General features: G+C 61.3%; 18 protein-coding genes and 1 pseudogene. 11 read left to right on the top strand and 8 right to left on the bottom strand.

All coding sequences use genetic code 11. The features are described 5' to 3' along the window. Positions 1-174 precede the first annotated feature (174 nt). A complete protein-coding gene (locus B0G81_RS07925; RefSeq protein ID WP_134134188.1) occupies positions 175-447 on the top strand; it encodes a hypothetical protein in 273 nt (90 codons plus the stop codon). Positions 448-507: 60 nt separating this feature from the next. Here the strand turns inward: B0G81_RS07925 and B0G81_RS07920 are convergent, their stop codons facing one another. Beyond that, on the bottom strand, positions 508-825 hold the full coding sequence (locus B0G81_RS07920; RefSeq protein ID WP_106277520.1) for a hypothetical protein: 318 nt from the start codon (positions 823-825) through the stop codon (positions 508-510). A gap of 437 nt (positions 826-1,262) precedes the next feature. Between B0G81_RS07920 and B0G81_RS07915 the strand changes: the two genes are divergently transcribed. Next, entirely contained in the window at positions 1,263-1,448 is a 186-nt protein-coding gene (locus B0G81_RS07915; RefSeq protein ID WP_134134183.1) for a hypothetical protein, read from the top strand. A gap of 151 nt (positions 1,449-1,599) precedes the next feature. Further along, positions 1,600-1,926: an H-NS family nucleoid-associated regulatory protein gene (locus B0G81_RS07910; protein ID WP_106277518.1), complete on the top strand. Its 327-nt coding sequence runs from the start codon at positions 1,600-1,602 to the stop codon at positions 1,924-1,926. A gap of 212 nt (positions 1,927-2,138) precedes the next feature. Here B0G81_RS07910 and B0G81_RS07905 read toward each other — a convergent pair whose 3' ends face one another. The 3 genes from B0G81_RS07905 to B0G81_RS07895 all read right to left on the bottom strand — a co-directional run bounded on the left by B0G81_RS07905 (position 2,139) and on the right by B0G81_RS07895 (position 4,093). Beyond that, the gene (locus B0G81_RS07905) at positions 2,139-2,660 is read right to left on the bottom strand and encodes a low molecular weight phosphatase family protein (RefSeq protein WP_106277516.1); all 522 of its coding nucleotides are present in this window, start codon (positions 2,658-2,660) and stop codon (positions 2,139-2,141) included. Between the two features lie 224 nt (positions 2,661-2,884). Next, positions 2,885-3,085, bottom strand: coding sequence for a hypothetical protein (locus tag B0G81_RS07900; RefSeq protein ID WP_134134179.1), 201 nt, complete (start codon positions 3,083-3,085; stop codon positions 2,885-2,887). Between the two features lie 330 nt (positions 3,086-3,415). After that, entirely contained in the window at positions 3,416-4,093 is a 678-nt protein-coding gene (locus B0G81_RS07895; protein WP_134134175.1) for a J domain-containing protein, read from the bottom strand. Positions 4,094-4,554: 461 nt separating this feature from the next. Between B0G81_RS07895 and B0G81_RS07890 the strand changes: the two genes are divergently transcribed. From B0G81_RS07890 to B0G81_RS07860, 7 genes are all read left to right on the top strand, one after another. After that, positions 4,555-5,217: an NAD(P)H-dependent oxidoreductase gene (locus B0G81_RS07890; RefSeq protein ID WP_116120609.1), complete on the top strand. Its 663-nt coding sequence runs from the start codon at positions 4,555-4,557 to the stop codon at positions 5,215-5,217. A 322-nt stretch (positions 5,218-5,539) separates the two neighbouring features. Beyond that, the gene (locus tag B0G81_RS07885) at positions 5,540-5,755 is read left to right on the top strand and encodes a transcriptional regulator (protein WP_106277508.1); all 216 of its coding nucleotides are present in this window, start codon (positions 5,540-5,542) and stop codon (positions 5,753-5,755) included. A 93-nt stretch (positions 5,756-5,848) separates the two neighbouring features. Further along, a complete protein-coding gene (locus tag B0G81_RS07880; protein ID WP_134134170.1) occupies positions 5,849-6,841 on the top strand; it encodes a ferritin-like domain-containing protein in 993 nt (330 codons plus the stop codon). Then, positions 6,822-8,276 (top strand): indoleacetamide hydrolase, encoded by a 1,455-nt coding sequence (iaaH, locus tag B0G81_RS07875; protein ID WP_134134165.1) that lies wholly within the window; start codon positions 6,822-6,824, stop codon positions 8,274-8,276. The genes B0G81_RS07880 and iaaH overlap by 20 nt, the downstream gene beginning before the upstream one ends. Before the next feature lie 61 nt (positions 8,277-8,337). Beyond that, positions 8,338-9,114 (top strand): CDP-diacylglycerol diphosphatase, encoded by a 777-nt coding sequence (locus B0G81_RS07870; RefSeq protein WP_243856388.1) that lies wholly within the window; start codon positions 8,338-8,340, stop codon positions 9,112-9,114. A gap of 150 nt (positions 9,115-9,264) precedes the next feature. Beyond that, positions 9,265-10,353 (top strand): fatty acid desaturase, encoded by a 1,089-nt coding sequence (locus tag B0G81_RS07865; RefSeq protein ID WP_134134158.1) that lies wholly within the window; start codon positions 9,265-9,267, stop codon positions 10,351-10,353. Next, positions 10,298-11,527 carry a tyrosine-type recombinase/integrase gene (locus tag B0G81_RS07860; RefSeq protein ID WP_134134155.1) on the top strand — a complete coding sequence of 410 codons (1,230 nt, stop codon included), beginning with the start codon at positions 10,298-10,300 and terminating at the stop codon, positions 11,525-11,527. The genes B0G81_RS07865 and B0G81_RS07860 overlap by 56 nt, the downstream gene beginning before the upstream one ends. Positions 11,528-11,743: 216 nt before the next feature. On the opposite strand, the gene B0G81_RS07855 is transcribed toward B0G81_RS07860, so the two are convergent. From B0G81_RS07855 to B0G81_RS07840, 4 genes and pseudogenes are all read right to left on the bottom strand, one after another. Further along, on the bottom strand, positions 11,744-12,025 hold the full coding sequence (locus tag B0G81_RS07855; protein WP_243856387.1) for a hypothetical protein: 282 nt from the start codon (positions 12,023-12,025) through the stop codon (positions 11,744-11,746). Between the two features lie 70 nt (positions 12,026-12,095). Further along, positions 12,096-13,031, bottom strand: a complete 936-nt coding sequence (locus B0G81_RS07850) for an FAD-binding protein (RefSeq protein WP_134134146.1) — start codon at positions 13,029-13,031, stop codon at positions 12,096-12,098. A 14-nt stretch (positions 13,032-13,045) separates the two neighbouring features. Continuing rightward, positions 13,046-13,795, bottom strand: coding sequence for an electron transfer flavoprotein subunit beta/FixA family protein (locus B0G81_RS07845; protein WP_134134142.1), 750 nt, complete (start codon positions 13,793-13,795; stop codon positions 13,046-13,048). 77 nt (positions 13,796-13,872) lie between these two features. Further along, positions 13,873-14,722, bottom strand: a pseudogene (locus tag B0G81_RS07840) (3-hydroxybutyryl-CoA dehydrogenase). A gap of 140 nt (positions 14,723-14,862) precedes the next feature. On the opposite strand from B0G81_RS07840, the gene B0G81_RS07835 reads away from it, so the two are divergent. Then, complete coding sequence (locus B0G81_RS07835; RefSeq protein ID WP_347877443.1) at positions 14,863-16,251, top strand: IS4 family transposase; 1,389 nt, start codon at positions 14,863-14,865, stop codon at positions 16,249-16,251. The last annotated feature ends 21 nt before the right edge of the window (positions 16,252-16,272 follow it).

The raw sequence follows: 16,272 nt of genomic DNA, 5'->3' as shown, positions 1-16,272 counted from the left end.
CCGAAAAATCGCGGTTGGGCGTGGGGTTATTCGCGCGGATTTCGCGCTCGACTCCCTGCGCGACCGTCGCGCGGCAGGCGCTGCGAAGCGCGAGCGTCACCTGGGCACAGCGTTTGCTGAAGCGCACGTCAGCGTTTTAACACTCGCTCATCTCACATAAAGAGGACGACGCCCATGCTTACCACCCGCCCTTGCACCGCCACTTGCGTGATCGACGGCATGCCGCTCACCGTCACCTTCTATCCGGACAACGGCGTGCTGCGTATCGCGGACTCGCTGGGGGCGTGCATCAAGGAAACGCGCTGGCATGCGTCGTGGCGCGCACTGCTGGACGAATTGCGCGGATTCACCGAGGACGCCGCGGTGCAAGGACACAGTTTCAACACGATGATGGGCCGCTTCAGCGAGCGCGCCGGTCATCCGCTAAACACAATGGCGCTCGCATAACCGCAGTTGACGGGAATACGGTGCTCGTCAATACGCACCGCATTCCCAAAGACCGACCGGTCATTGACCAAAATAGATTCTGCATTGCGGCGCGGAAGACATGCAGGGCTGATTTTGCGGACCTCCCGCCTGCGATTGCCCCCCGGCTACGCCGCCGTACGAGACGTTCTGCACCGGCTGGGCGCCGGGCATGCCCTGCCCCGAGTCGCTGAACGACATGTCGGTCGTCGCTTGCGCCGATTCGTTCGCGTTCTGTTGCATCAGCGCGCGGCCCGACACGCCGGCGCCCTGCTGGCCTTCGATGCCCAGCGCGCCCGCTGTTTTCGGCACCAGCAGGAATACGGCGCTGGCGAGCGCCATCCATAGTCGTAGTTTCATGTCCAGACTCCTTGAATCCGGCGCAGCAGTTCTCGTCCTCCAAAGAATTGATCCGTGAAAAAAAGCCAGGCTGCCCAATGGGCTGACGGACGAGTCGATGCCGATGCCTACTGCTGCGGCGAGTCATCGAACTAAACGAGTAATGAGTTGCCAGACCTGCAACCGATGTCGGACGCGTTCTCGCGGCTAGCCGGAATCGGTCGCCGCAGGCTGGAAGCACGGATTTTGGCTCCGCTCATTTCTTTATAGCTCGGCCACTCAGGAATTCAATCGCGGAACACCCGGCCCGTTTGCCGCAGCCGAAGTAGTTGGAAAGAAGAGATTTGCACAAAATCACCCAAACCGGTACGTGCTTTGGTCGCGCAGTGCGTTATGATGCTGACATAACGACAATAATCGGCCCCGCGTGAAGTACCGGCGAGAGACGGAGCGTGGAGATGAAACCGGCCTGCCGCAATCAGTGCATCGTCAATACCGTTTTTTCCCTTGTGAGCATGAGGCCTGGCGTGAGTCATACGCTGCCTTCCTTGCCGCACGGCGAAGCGCTTGAACATTCACTGATCGATACCCTTGAATTTGATTGGCGGCCAGGTCAGCCAGATGCTGCACCGCGCTATTTTTGAGCGGCGTTTTCTAAACGCTGCCTTTAGGATTTCCTTCAATCGTTAACCACACGGCGGGCCGTCCCCATTTATATGGATCGATGCATTCGCGGATTTGCCTTGCAATCTGTAATTGACAGAACGCCGGACGTTTTAGAAGGACGAATATCTTATGGACGAAAGGAAGCGAGATAGCATGATTGCGTATCTCCGCCATCGCATGGAAGAGTTTGGCATCAAACCAGAAGACCTGGCTGCAGTGCTGGCATCCGAGCCGGCCGCGCAAAAGCCGGGACGCTACCGTAGCGCAACTGGAGATAGCTGGGACGGCCAGGGCGAAATGCCTCAATGGCTCAAACAGGCAATCAGCGCAGGTCAATCCATCGACCACTTTGAATTGTCGGCCGCGCCGGCGCCTGCTCCGCAGCCGAAAAAACGCGTGGACTGGCAGAACGACCCGTTCGCCGGAAGCCCGCTCGCGCGTTCGAACAATCGATAGACCACCGTATCATTCAGCCGCTAGCGTAAAGAAATCACCCCGCAATTCCTCCGTGGGAGACCGCCGGTTCGGCGCGTTCGCAAGCACGCATGTACCTGTGCCATGCACACATGTGACGCGTTGTCGCGTAAGTCCCACGAAAACCGCGCAATGACTTTTGCCGGCTTTTTGCCGCGTGCTGAGTCAGACTGAGGCAGCGCCTGCGCCTCGGTTCACGCGTCGCATGTCGTGACGCGCTGCGTCGACGCGCTCAACGCGGGAATGGTGGCCGTTGCAACAGCGCCGGCCGGCGCCGCGTATTGCGGCAGTTCGATAAACGCGCTCATCTGCCGCACGATTTGCCAGAACACCTTCTCGAACAGGCGCGCACGCTCGGATTCGGCAATGCCGTCGGCGAGCGGATCGGCCAAGGTCCAGGTGCACGTGGCAGGCTCGCCAGGAAACGCGGGCGCGTGGTGTGCGTCGACGGATTCGTCCAGCGCGACGACGAGATCCATGCGCGGCGCCCATTCACCGGTGAATTCCAGCCAGCTTTTCGGACTGAGAATACCGAGGTCCGAGATGCCCGGCCGCAATTGCGCGACCGCGCACGGATGTACCCGCGCGGCCGGTTCCGGACCCGCGCTGAACGCGTCGAACCGGTGTCCCGCCAGTTCCCGCAACAAAGCTTCGGCAATGATGCTGCGTGCTGAATTCTCGCGACAGAGAAACAGCACCCTATATTTTCTGATCACGCTTACCCCGTACCCGTGTCTTTTTGTTTGATTCTGCGTGCAATTCTGCCGGCTCAGTCTTGCGCCCTCGTGACACTACGATGTTCAAATTTGTTGCGCCACGAGAATTTGTACCAGGATTTGCCGACTTACGGGCACCGCGCATCGCGCGTGCGCCGAAGTGTACCAGCGCAAGCGTCAAGCTTTCATTCAGCCTTCGACAGGAGCAAACCGGGATCGGGCAGTCACACCGAAGCGTCGCTCTCGTGTCGGCCGGACACGATGCGGTTGGCCGCGTCGCTTCCGTCAGTTGCCGCGGCGGGCGAAGTATCGAACCTCATGGCCGCGGGCGGTGTGCTGATCGCCTTGACGCCATTGGCGATGCTGGGTGCCGCGACGTAGGGAATAAACGCCGCCACCGCAACGACTACGATGAAAGTGAACATGGCTGTCGTGCCTCCCGGAATTGACTGCGTGGAAGTCAAACGAAGCAGGACCGCGTGGCAATGAGCAGGCGTCGCTCTCGAGGCGGCGTTCGGGCGACGCCGGCGACCCAGGCTGCGGACGTTGTCTTTGATTTTAGAAGTGCGGATTCGAACGCTAAAGCCTGCTCTCTATATCAATTCGGTCTACCTCTATGGTCTTCCGGCCAGGGCGCCATTCGTCACACGGCTGCGGTTGTGCGCCGAAGTATCCGCGGACTGCCGGCTGAATGATGCCTATCGACGAACTCGCCGCCGAACTCGCACGGATCGCCGGACAACCGCCGTGATGCGTCAGAGCCGCAAGCCGTTGAGAAACTGGAACCAGAGCCCGCTCAGTGCACCGGCTGGATGCGTATCGCCCACGGGTTCCTCGCGCTTGTCCTGATGCGCGCGGTGACCTGGCGAAGCCCGTGCGGCGGCGTCATCTTTCGCCGCAGTGGCCTCGGTCGCGACCGAACTTTCGGCACTCTCGGACGCATCCGCCGCGACCGGCTCGGCTTCGGCCTTCGCCGGTTCGCGCCGCGCGGCCTGCAACGCCGACACGCTGTCCGCGATCTGCGCGGCTCGCCGCGCCTCGCATCGACGTCCGAGCAGCACGCCGAACAGCACATCGCGGTTGTGGCCTTCGTCGGCGAAACGCATGGCGAGCGAGACCATCTCCGTGTACGCGGCTTCATCGGCGGCGCGCGTCGCCGCTTCGCGCTCGGCTTGCGCCTTCCGCTGGCGCGCGTGCTGCGCTTCCCAGCCACGCATCTGCTCGGCGTAGACCGCGTCGTACACCTTGCGCTGCGCGGCGTCGGAGAGGATCGCGTACGCGTCCTTGATTTCCTGGAAGGTGGCGCGCGCAACGTCTTCGGCGCCGCTGTTGCGGTCGGGATGCCACTTCATCGCGGCCTTGCGGTAAGCCCGCTTGATTTCTTCGTCGGTGGCGTGCGTGGGCACGCCGAGGGTGTCATAAAGAGTTGCCATTGCTTGCTCGACCTCGCCGTGTTTTTGGCTTTGCGGACGATCGTAACATGCAGAAAACGGCTTTATCGTGAAGTGGCCAAGCCGCAAAACGCTCGGAGTGCGGATAAAAAAAGGCCCCGCCATTTGCATGGCGGGGCCGAGTCCCATGTCAAGGAGGTGTCATGGAGGAGACGATTCGATCATAGCCGCGTGTCATCGCGCCCCCAAACAATGCTTCGGCATATGCTTATCCGGCGCGGCTTCAAGTGCATTGCGGCGCATGCGGCATAGGCTCCGCTACGCCGAAGGCGGGCGCGCCGCCGCTCCGCCAAACGCCGCGCGGTTATATCGTTAGAACATAAAGTCACTTCGTGCGGGGCCCGGCGCTGATTAAGATAACGCTTCAAAGTCCGGTTCGCCCCGGTCCGCCGCGCGCAGCCCCGTGCCGGCGCACCGTGAGCCGCTACCGAAGGAGCATTTCGTTGACCAGTTTCGATCATCATCGCCGGCCGCTCGTTATCGGCATTGGCGGCACGACACGCGCCGCTTCGTCGACCGAGCGCGCGCTCGGCTTCGCGTTGCGCGGCGCGCAGGAAGCCGGCGCGAACACCCGCCTGTTCGGCGGCACCTTCCTGCATAGCCTGCCCCACTACGCGCCGGAACAGGCTCACCGCACGGACGAACAACTCGAACTGATCGAGGCCGTGCGCCATGCGGACGCGCTCGTCATCGCCACGCCCGGCTATCACGGCGGCGTGTCCGGCCTGGTCAAGAACGCGCTCGACACGCTGGAGGAGCTGCGCGCCGACGAGCGCCCGTATCTGGACGGCCGCGCGGTGGGCTGTATCGTCACGGCTTATGGCTGGCAAGCCGCGGGCTCGGTGCTGACGTCGTTGCGCTCGATCGTCCACGCGTTGCGCGGCTGGCCCACGCCGTTCGGCGCCGGCATCAATACGCTGGAAACGCGCTTCGATACCGTCGACACCTGCTCCGACGCGAAGGTCGTCGATCAGCTCGCCACCGTCGGCCAGCAGGCCGCGCAATTCGCGCTGGCGTTCAATGCGCACCGCACGGCGGCCGCCGCGCCGCCGGCCGGCAACGCGCTCAAGGAAGCACAACCCGCGCGCCTGCTGCACGCGGTTTAAATCCCCTTCCACTACCGGACTCGCAACGCCGTGGACCCGCCTGGGCGGCCCACGGCGCGGTCGTTCGCGCGAACGTGCGGCACATAACAGACCCGTATCCCGCTACGCCGGATAGTGTGTTCGAACACAGCGAATATGATCCGATCGGGGCTTCTGCACACTTCCCTTCAGATTTGCTTACGACAAAAGATTGGTTCACCCGCTGCGCAGCGCGGCCTAGGCTTGATCCTGCCCGCTGATTTACCGGCCGCGTGACCCTAGGGGTTGCGTCCGAAGTGCCGGCCTTTTCGACGCAAGCGGGGCATAACGACTGCAAAAAATCATGAACGCACATATTCGCTACAAGGGTTATGAAGTTGCACCGGCCGCACAACAATTACCGAACGGCCTGTTCGCCGCCAATCTGACCATCGAGAAAACTTCCGCCAATCACGAGCAGCATTATTCATTCGACGCGCTCGATTATTTCTTCGACGAAGAGCACGCACTGGCCTACGCATTTCGCTGGGGACGCATGTGGATCGATAACCATCAGTAACGTCTCCGATCGCGTCTCCGGTTTCATGTACGTTGGGGGCGGCGCCAGTCAGCCTGCGCCGCGAGGCATCGGATTTTGAACGGTTGTGCCAGAATGGGCGACACATCGAGTTCGCCCTCTGTACGCCTGCCATGTCCCGACACACTGACAGATGTTGCCGAAGACCGTACCCTGCGCCACTGGACATTCCGCGACCCCGCCCGCGTGAAGATCGGTTCCGAGGCGCACAAGCAGATGTTTTGCCGCATGCTGCTTGAAACCCACAACCCTTATAAACCGGCCGTGCTCGATTGGCCGCCCTTGCCACCCGATGCGCTCGAGCGGCTCTGTTCGCTGCCTATCTGGGACATCGCGGTGCAGACCGAAGGCCGCGCGTCGATCGCCGTCCATACCTACGCCGCGCAATTGCGCGATCTCCTGCTGCGCGAAGCCATCACCATGGACGGCGACGAAGAAGCGCGTCACAAGCACGTGCTGTCCAGACTGATCGCCGCCTATGGCATCGAGATCGCACCCGAGCCCGACTATCCGCCGCCACGCGACGCCGAATGGGAATGGATGCGCACGGGCTATAGCGAGTGCATCGACAGTTTCTTTGCGTTCGGGCTATTCCGCTCGGCGCAGGAGTCGGGCTTTTTTCCCGCCGCGCTGGTCGAGACTTTCGAACCGGTCATTCAGGAGGAAGCGCGCCACATTCTGTTTTTCATCAACTGGGTCGCGTGGTATCGGCGCATCATGCCGCTGTGGCGCAGACCGTGGCATTCGCTGCGCGTGGCCGCGATCTGGGTGGTGCTCATCTGGCAGCGCCTCGCGATCGCGCGAGGCATCGACGCGAAAGGCATGGCGCACGATTCGAATTTTCTGCCCGCGAGCAGCGGTGTGATCGGCGAGGCCATGAATGCGCCCGACCTGTTCGCGCTCTGCCTCGCGGAAAACGACCGGCGCATGAGCGGTTACGATGCGAGACTGCTGCGGCCCAGGCTGGTGCCCACGCTGGCCCGCTTCGCTCTGCGCTTCATGAAACCCGCGCGCCGGGACACCTCATCAAAACAAGGAGACGCCGGCCATGACATGGACCGTCGATGAACAACTCGCGTTGACCGCCACCGAAGCGGTCGCCGCGATCCAGTCCGGCCGTCTGAAGGCCGCCGACTACGTGGCCACCTTGCTCGCGCGCGCGGCGGCGCTTTCGAGCCTCAATGCGCTCACCACGCTCGACCTCGACGGCGCGCTCACCGCCGCGCGGCGCATCGACGCCTTGCCCGCCGCCGGGAAGGCCCGCTTGCCGCTCGCGGGTTTGCCCGTGGTCGTGAAGGACAACATCAACACGGCGGGCATGCAGACCTCGGCGGGCACGCCGGCGCTCGAAGGCTTCATACCGAAGACCAACGCGCCCTCGGTGCAGCGCCTCGTCGACGCCGGCGCGATCGTGCTCGGCAAGGCGAATATGCATGAACTGGCGTTCGGCATCACGAGCACGAACCTCGCCACGCATGCGGGCCCGGTGCGCAATCCCTACGATCCCTCGCTGATTCCGGGCGGGTCGTCGGGCGGCACCGCGGCGGCGATCGCCGCGCGCATCGTACCCGCGGGTCTCGGCACCGACACCGGCGGCTCGACGCGCATTCCCGCCGCATTGACGGGCACGGCGGGGTTTCGTCCATCGGTCGGCAACGGCGGCGCCGAACGGCGCTATCACGATCCGCACGCCGTGGTACCGATCAGCCATACGCGCGACACCGTCGGACCGATGGCTCGCAGCGTCGCCGATATTGCGCTGCTCGACGGCGTGATCACCGGCGCCGGCGCGTTGCCGGATGTCGCGTTGAACGGCTTGCGCATCGGCTTGCCCGCGCCGCTCTGGCAAGGACTCGAACGGCAGGTGGAGGACGTCGCGCGGGCCGCGTTGCAGCAGCTCGAAGCGGCGGGCGTAGTGTTCGTGCCGGTGGCGATGAGCGAACTGGATGATCTGAACGCCATGGTGGGCGGCCCGATTGCGATCCATGAGCCGCGTGACGACGTGCTCGCCTGGCTCGTCGCCAACGACGCGCCCGTCAAAACCGTCGTCGAACTGGCGGCCCGTATTGCCAGCCCGGACGTGCGCGCGATCTACGACGCCGTGCTCGGCGATGTGCTCGGCGACCGCTACGAGGACGCGCTGAATCATTGGCGGCCGCGCTTGCAGCAGTACATGGCCGCGACCTTCGCCGACGAGCGCCTCGACGCGCTGCTGTTCCCGACCACGCGCCTCGCCGCCGTGCCGATCGACGAAGTGAACGGTTCGTCGGTCGTATCGATCGACGGCTCGGCGGCCATCGACACCATGGACGCTTTCCTGCGCAACACCGATCCGGCCAGCACCTCGGGCATACCGGGACTTTCACTGCCCGCGGGCATGACCGCGAGCGGCCTGCCGGTCGGACTGGAACTGGACGGCCCGCTCGGCGAGGACCGGCGTCTTCTTGCGATTGGCATTGCGTTCGAACGGTTGCTTGGCGCATTGCCGGCGCCTGTGCTCTGATACCGCAATCACCTTCACAACACCTCCAAAAAACTCAACTAGTACGCCGATGAAAACTCAAATGCCCGCTCTCCCGCGGCGGGCCCTCTTGCGCCACGGCGCGCGAATCGCCGCGGCGTTGACCCTCGCGTTGGCCGCCAGCGCATGCGCGCGCCTCGCCGCGGTCGACTCGAATGCGCTGTGGAAAATCGTCGATCTGCGCTGCGTGCCGTCCCAGCAGGCCACCGGCACGCCGGGTCAATGCACGTTTGTCGATCTGAACAAACGCTACGCTATCCTGAAGGATATCGTCGGACGCTCGCAGCACCTGTTGATTCCGACCGACCGCATTACCGGTATCGAAAGCCCGCTCGTGCTTGCGCCACATGCGCAGGATTACTGGGCCGACGCGTGGGACGCGCGGACCTACGTCGAGAAATCGGTCAAGCGCTCGCTGCCCGATAATCAGCTCGGCCTCGAAATCAATTCGCAATATCGCCGCACGCAGAACCAGTTGCATATTCATATCGATTGCATGCGCGCCGATATCAGCGAAGCGCTCGCCCGTCACGCCAAAGATTCACCGGATCAATGGCGCTGGGAAACGCTCGACGGCGATCGCTACCGCATCATGCGCGTAACCTCGCTTGAAGGAGCCGACAACCCGTTTCGCATCGTCGCGAGAGACAACCAGGGCGAGGCGGCGATGGCCGGGCAAACCATTCTCGTGACCGGCGCGGGGCCGTCCGCTGACAAGGACGGCTGGCTGATCCTCAACAGCGGGATCGACGTGGACAACGGCAGCGGCTCCGCCGAAGGCCTCCAGGATCACGCCTGCCGCGTGGCGGACGCGCGCTGAGCGTCTGACCAGCAAGCCCGGAAGGCGCGCCGCACTTAGGGCCGGCCGCCTTTTCACGTTTTCACAGATGCATTGCTGAACAAATTGGTTCTAGCAATGCGCGAGGGTCCGTAGGATCGGTCTGAACCTGCATTCCGGCCGATCCTGTTCATGGCGATTTATCTCGACGACACGCAACGCAACACCGTCGCCCGTCTGGCGACAAGTTGGACATGGCGCACGCAATGGCCGACCTGGGCACTGATCATCACGATCTATGGGGGATGGTTCGGCGTGGCGACACATGCGCGCGTGCTCGGACTGCCGCTCACGACGCTTCTGCTCACCGTGCTCGGCACGTGGTACATGTCGTTGCAACACGAACTGCTGCATGGGCACCCTACGCGTTCGCTGTTCGTCAATGCCCTGCTCGGTTTCGCGCCGCTTGCCGTGTGGTTTCCGTATGGCATCTATCGCGATTCGCATCTTCGGCATCACGACGATCCGCATCTGACGCATTCCGAGCGCGACCCTGAAAGCTATTTCGTCAGCGCGCTCGTTTGGCGACACACCGGTTGGTCCATTCGCGCGTTGCTGACTTTCCGCAATACGTTTGTCGGCCGTCTGCTGGTCGGGCCGGCGTTCTCCATTGCGGCGACCGGCGTGGACGCGCTGCGTAAAATCAAAAGCGGCGATTGGCGCGATATTCCACTGTGGCTCGCGCACTTCGCCGCCGTTGCTGCGCTCGCAGCGTGGCTGCAACATGCGTGCGGGATCCCGGCGTGGGTCTTTTTTGTGGGCGCGGGCTATGGAGCGCTGTCGTTGAGCTCCATCCGTTCATTTCAGGAACATCGCGAGGCGCAAGCGCATGAGCATCGCAGCGTTATTAACGAAGCGGCGTGGTTCTGGCGCCTGCTGTTTCTGAACGATAACTATCATCTGGTGCATCACGACTTGCCGCATGTGCCGTGGTTTGTGCTTCGGGAGGTCTATGAGACATCCCGCCAGCAATATATAGAACGCTCGGGAGGCTTTCTGGTAAAGGGTTACAGCGAATGGTTGAAGCGTTATTCGTTCACTCGGGTCGCCCAACCAGTTTACGGGGTCATATCCGGCATGGTCTTAGATAATCCGTCCACTTCCGACAGTTTTGCGGGTAAATTGCGGGTAAAATTCATGGTAGTTGTCCTTCGAGGAGAATTCCATGAGGCTGACCTACCCGCTGTTGTTGAACGCCAAACCGCAAGACAAGCCCTATAAAATTCGCGACCGCGATTCCATGTATCTACGGGTGTCGGTCTCAGGTTCGAAGGTGTGGAAATTTGACTACCGGCTGGATGGCAAGGATTGCAGTTACACCCTCGGCCGGTTTCCCGATCTCTCTATAGCGGACGCTCGTCAACTTCGCAACGCTGCAGCCAACCTCGTCGCGTCCGGCGTCCATCCGAAGGCACACGAAAAGCATCTTCAACAGCAGAACGTTGCTCATTACAAAAACACGCTCTGGCCGGTGTGTGAGGAATGGCTGAACGACAACCGAGCAAACTGGACCGCCTACTATCACGGTCAAGCCACGCGCTTCCTTGCACGCTACGTGAAGGACTCGCAGCTCGGTGCGATGCCAATTCGCGACGTCACGGTGGCGCACCTGTATGACCTGATCCAATCGATTGCAAAGCGCAAAACTATTTCAGGCGATGAACGCAAGGCCGAGGGCGCTCCTCACATCGCAATACGTTTGCGCCAGCACCTTGACGCTGTATTCAGACGAGCGATTATCAGCGGACGCGTAGACTCGAATCCTGTCGCAGCACTCAAGCCATCGGATGTTGTAACGCTCCCGCCTACCCGACACAATCGAGCGCTGGAGGCTGATGAGCTCAAGCACGTGCTGGCGGCGTTTTGGGTCACGGGAACTTCTCTTACGCGTTTAGCAATGCGCCTGCTATTGCTCACCTCCGTGCGCACCGTCGAGTTGCGAGGTGCGACGTGGCGGGAGTTCGACCTCGAAACAGCTATATGGGCCCTCCCCGGCGAACGCATGAAGATGGCGCGTCCGCATGTCGTGCCACTCAGCACACAGGCAATTGAAGTTTTAGTAAAAGTAAAAGAAATTACCCGGCCCAAGACCTCGGGCGATTACCTTTTCCCAAACGCCAGAGACAAATCACGACCCATGGCAGCTACTACGATCAATGCAGCGTTGGTTCGCGCTGGATTCAATAACGAACGTCTTTTCAGAGCACACGGCGCACGAGGTACATTCAGCACATGGGCACACGAACGGGGATTTGTTCCTCTCGCGATTGAACGTCAGTTGGCGCACGTCGAGAAAAATCGTGTTAGTCGTGCGTATAACAAGGCCGAGTTCCTGTCAGAGCGACAAAAAATGATGCAAGATTGGGGGGACTATCTGGAAAGTCTGAGGGACTGATCTTTTGGCACGACGGCGCTTCCCCACTCAGATCCAAAATCTTGAGGAACCAGGAAACGCCCGTGATTGCAAACGAAGAGCCAACATGCGGTGTGGCAGACCCATCCACAATACCCACTCGATCGTCAATCGCTCGCGGGGACCCTTGCGTATACGGCTTCTCCGTCTGGTCGGGAGTGACGATAGCCGACATTCGCGACCCGGTACCGGTGAATGTCAGCATTCGTTATTGGCGAATGAGTCTTGTCGACCCTGAACCGCCGTTCGAGCCAGCGCGAAGTCAACGGCGGTTTCCGAGGTGCAACAGCCGTTCGAAATCGCCCCGTCTGACTGCTCGAATGGCACGGTCGAAGCTTCGCTCAGTGGCAACGTGGCGGGGATCACCGCGTACCAGCCAACTACCTTGAGCGCAGCACCACGAATGCGACGCTCCTCGACGAGGCCATCAAACCATCGCCTGATGTCCGCGTCCTCGGGATTAGCAGTGGTTAGCGGCATTTGACCGGGTCTGTTGACAGAAGTCCGAATGGTGTCTCCTGCAACAAAAGGGATCAACAGATCGTGCTGGTTACCCAATGGCCTTGACAAGGTCAGGCACGGCAATAAACAGATCGCCCACCAGCCCGTAGTCTGCGACGCTGAAAATCGGCGCCTCCGGGTCCTTGTTGATCGCGACGATCACCTTCGAGTCCTTCATCCCGGCCAGATGCTGGATCGCACCCGAGATGCCGACGGCCACGTACAGTTGCGGCGCGACGATCTTGCCGGTCTGGCCGACCTGATAGTCGTTCGGCACGAAGCCCGCATCGACTGCTGCACGCGATGCGCCCAGCGCCGCGTTCAGCTTGTCGGCCAGCGGTTCGAGCATCTTGGTGTAGTTCTCGCCGTTGCCCAGACCGCGGCCACCCGAGACGATGATCTTCGTCGACGTCAATTCCGGACGGTCCAGCTTCGTCACTTCACGGCTCACGAACTGCGACATGCCGGAGTCTGCGGCGGCTTCGATCTTCTCGACCGCCGCGCTGCCGCCTTCGGCTGCGACTGCGTCGAAGCCGGTCGACCGGACCGTGATGACCTTGATCGGGTCAGCCGATTGCACGATAGCAATTGCATTGCCCGCGTAGATCGGACGCTCGAACGTGTCGGCGCTATCCACTGCCGTGATGTCGCTGATCTGCGCAACGTCGAGCTTCGCGGCGATACGCGGCGTGATGTTCTTGCCGTAGGCGGTGGCAGGCGCCAGGATGTGCGAATAGTCCTTCGCGATGTTCATCACCGTCGCTTCGACATTTTCCGCGAGGCCTGCTTCGAGTTGCGGCGCGTCAGCCAGCAATACTTTGCTCACGCCTGCGATCTTCGCTGCCGCATCCGCGGCGGCTTGCGCGTTGTGCCCTGCCACCAGCACGTGAATGTCGCCACCAATCTTCTGCGCGGCTGCAATCGTGTTCAGCGTCGCGGCCTTGATCGACGCGTTGTCGTGTTCCGCAATTACCAGATTCGTCATTTGCTCTGTCTCCCTCACAGCACCTTGGCTTCGGTCTTCAGCTTCTCGACCAGCGTCTTCACATCCGGCACTTTCACACCGGCGGAGCGCTTCGGCGGCTCGACGACCTTCAGCGTCTTCAGGCGCGGCGTGACATCAACGCCGAGGTCTTCCGGTTTGAGAACTTCCAGCGGCTTCTTCTTCGCCTTCATGATGTTCGGCAGCGTGACGTAGCGCGGCTCGTTCAGGCGCAGGTCGGTCGTGACGACAGCAGGCAGCGTCAGCGACAGCGTTTCCGCGCCGCCATCGACTTCGCGCGAAACGGTCGCCTTGCCGTCAGCAACAACCACTTTCGATGCAAACGTCGCTTGCGGCAAACCAGCCAGCGCAGCGAGCATCTGGCCGGTCTGGTTCGAATCGTCGTCGATAGCCTGCTTGCCGAGAATGACCAGCGAAGGCTGCTCCTTGTCAACCAGCGCCTTCAGCAGCTTGGCCACGGCCAGCGGCTGCAGTTCCTGCGAAGACTCGATCAGGATCGCGCGATCCGCGCCGATGGCGAGCGCCGTGCGCAGCGTTTCCTGCGATTGCGTCACGCCCGCCGACACGGCGATCACTTCCGTCGCCACGCCCGCTTCCTTCAGACGCACGGCTTCTTCGACCGCGATTTCATCGAACGGATTCATCGACATCTTCACGTTCGCGATGTCGACGCCCGTGCCGTCCGACTTGACCCGGACCTTCACGTTGTAATCGACCACTCTTTTCACTGACACTATAATCTTCACAATTTCCTCCTTCGTTGCCACGCACGCGAGTGACCAGGCAACTGGTAGCGAATTAAGTCTGTTCATCAGCACGCCGGTCAAGCGTAGCAATAGACACCGCGCCCGGACTTGCGACCTAGCCGGCCGGCGGCCACGAATTCCCGAAGTAACGGGCACGCACGATATTTTGAATCGCCGAAGTCTGTTGCAAAGACATCAAGCACAGACAGGCATACGTCGAGACCCACCAGGTCCGCGAGCGCCAGCGGACCGGTTGGATGGTTCGCGCCGAGACACATGCCAGTGTCGATCTCCTCCGCCGTTGGGACTCCCTCAGCAAGCACGAAAAACGCCTCTTATCATCGGCACAAGAATACGGTTGACCACAAAACCCGGAGCGTTCTTGACGCAGATCGGCGACTTGCCAAGCCCGATTGTCAGTTCGCGAATCGCCTGCATCGTGGCATCACTCGTCTGCAAGCCGCGGATGATCTCTACGAGTGGCATCAGCGGCACAGGGTTGAAGAAATGCATGCCAACAAAGCGCGATGCATCGGAAAGCGTCGCCGCAAGCGTTGTGATCGAAATCGACGATGTATTTGAGGCGATAATCGTTTTGGGCGGGATTGAGGCCTCTATCTGCCTGAGAATTTGCACCTTCAGTTTGGCGCTTTCCGAAGCGGCTTCTATCACAAGGTCGACGTTCGCAAGGCGGTGGTAGCTGGTCGAGGTCTCAATACGTGCAAGCGCGTCGGAGCGCGTCGCCGGGGCGAGTTTTTCTTTCGCGACCAGTCGCTCGAGGCCGGACGCCAGGGTCGCCATTCCTTTCCCCAACGCTACATCGTCGATGTCGATCAATTCGACCTTCAGACCGGAAACAGCGGCGACCTGAGCAATGCCACTGCCCATAGTGCCCGCTCCAACGATCCCTACCGTTTCAATGGCCATATTCTTCCCTTGCGCGAGCTCTCGCATACCCATCATTGGACTCAGGATTCCCCACAACTTTTTGTGTGGCAGGAGTGAATGATCGCTTGTAAACGGTCGGCGTCGATGTTAACTTTGGCCCATTCTGTTCGCGACGGCAGTTGGAATTGGTCGACGGAAACGATACTGACGACTGGGCGAGTGCCGAATTCAGCGAGGCGAATCTGGGGGACGCGCGCCTTGCACAACGTCTTGTTGCGTTGGCTCGCCGCCTCGCGCACAGTCCGCAGGGTTCGTTTCCCCAGTCACTCAAGCCAGCCGAACTGAAGGCCGCCTACCGCTTCTTCGATAATGAGCAGGTGGACACAAACGGGATCCTTGCGCCTCATATTGCACAAACGCTCGATCGCATGAGGCAGGTGCCGGTCGTGCTGGCAATTCAGGACACAACGGAGTTCAACCTGTCGCATCTGCCCGCGACTGAAGGCCTGGGTCGCGGCACCGGCAACAATGAGCAAGGCTTCATGATGCACAGCCTGCTGGCGGTCACGCCCGAGGGCTTGCCGCTAGGGGTGCTGGGCATGAAGACCTGGGTGCGCCCCCAAGAGGTGTTCGGCAAGAGGGCCCCTGCGGTTACGCGCCCGATCGAACAGAAGGAAAGTAACAAATGGCTTGAAGGAATCGACCATCTCGCGGCACTCAAGGTACGTTGTACGCAGACGCGGTTTGTCTGTGTTGGAGACCGCGAGAGCGACCTGTACGAGCTATTTGTCGCCGAACGCCCCGACGGGGTGGACTGGTTGATCCGCGCAGTACACAACCGCGTGGCGCGTCACCCGCAAGGCTACCTTTGGGAGGCTGTTCTAGCCACCCTGCCTCTTGGCGACACTGAACTGCGGGTGCCAGCCAGGGGCACACTTCCTCAGCGCACAGCACGGCTGACTTTGCGTTGTGCGAGCGTGCGACTACACTCTCCAAGAGCGCGCGCCAGCCGCCGAAGCCTGCCTGAGATTGACGTCTTTGCGATTCACGCCATTGAAGATAACCCCCCGGATGGCGTTGAACCGCTTGAATGGATGCTGCTGAGTTCGGTGCCCACGACCTCGCTTGATGAAGTTCTCGAACGGCTGGCCTGGTACGCGCGGCGCTGGACCATCGAGACGTGGCATCGCGTGCTCAAAAGCGGCTGCCGTATCGAGGCGCGCCAGTTCGGCACGCTCGACCGGTTCGTGAGAGCGACAGCTCTGTTTGCCGTCATCGCGTGGCACATCCTGTATGCAACACTGCTCGCGCGAACTGATACGCAGCTATGCTGCGAAGTACTGCTGCAACCCGTTGAATGGCAGGCGCTCTATTGCCACACCCACCGAACGACGCAACTGCCAGAGCGGGTTCCAACGCTGCAGCAAACCATCGTGTGGATAGGCATGCTCGGCGGCTATCTGAATCGTAAGCATGACCGACCACCAGGACCGACCGTCATATGGCGCGGATTTCTCGTCCTGCACGAAATTACGAAGATGTATCAGCTCTTCAAGCAAAGCGGATAGCGCGGCCTCTCAACTTTGTGG

This window comes from Paraburkholderia sp. BL6665CI2N2 (genome assembly GCF_004366535.1).
Classification (GTDB): Bacteria; Pseudomonadota; Gammaproteobacteria; order Burkholderiales; family Burkholderiaceae; genus Paraburkholderia.
This window is presented reverse-complemented; position numbering and strand designations above follow the sequence as displayed.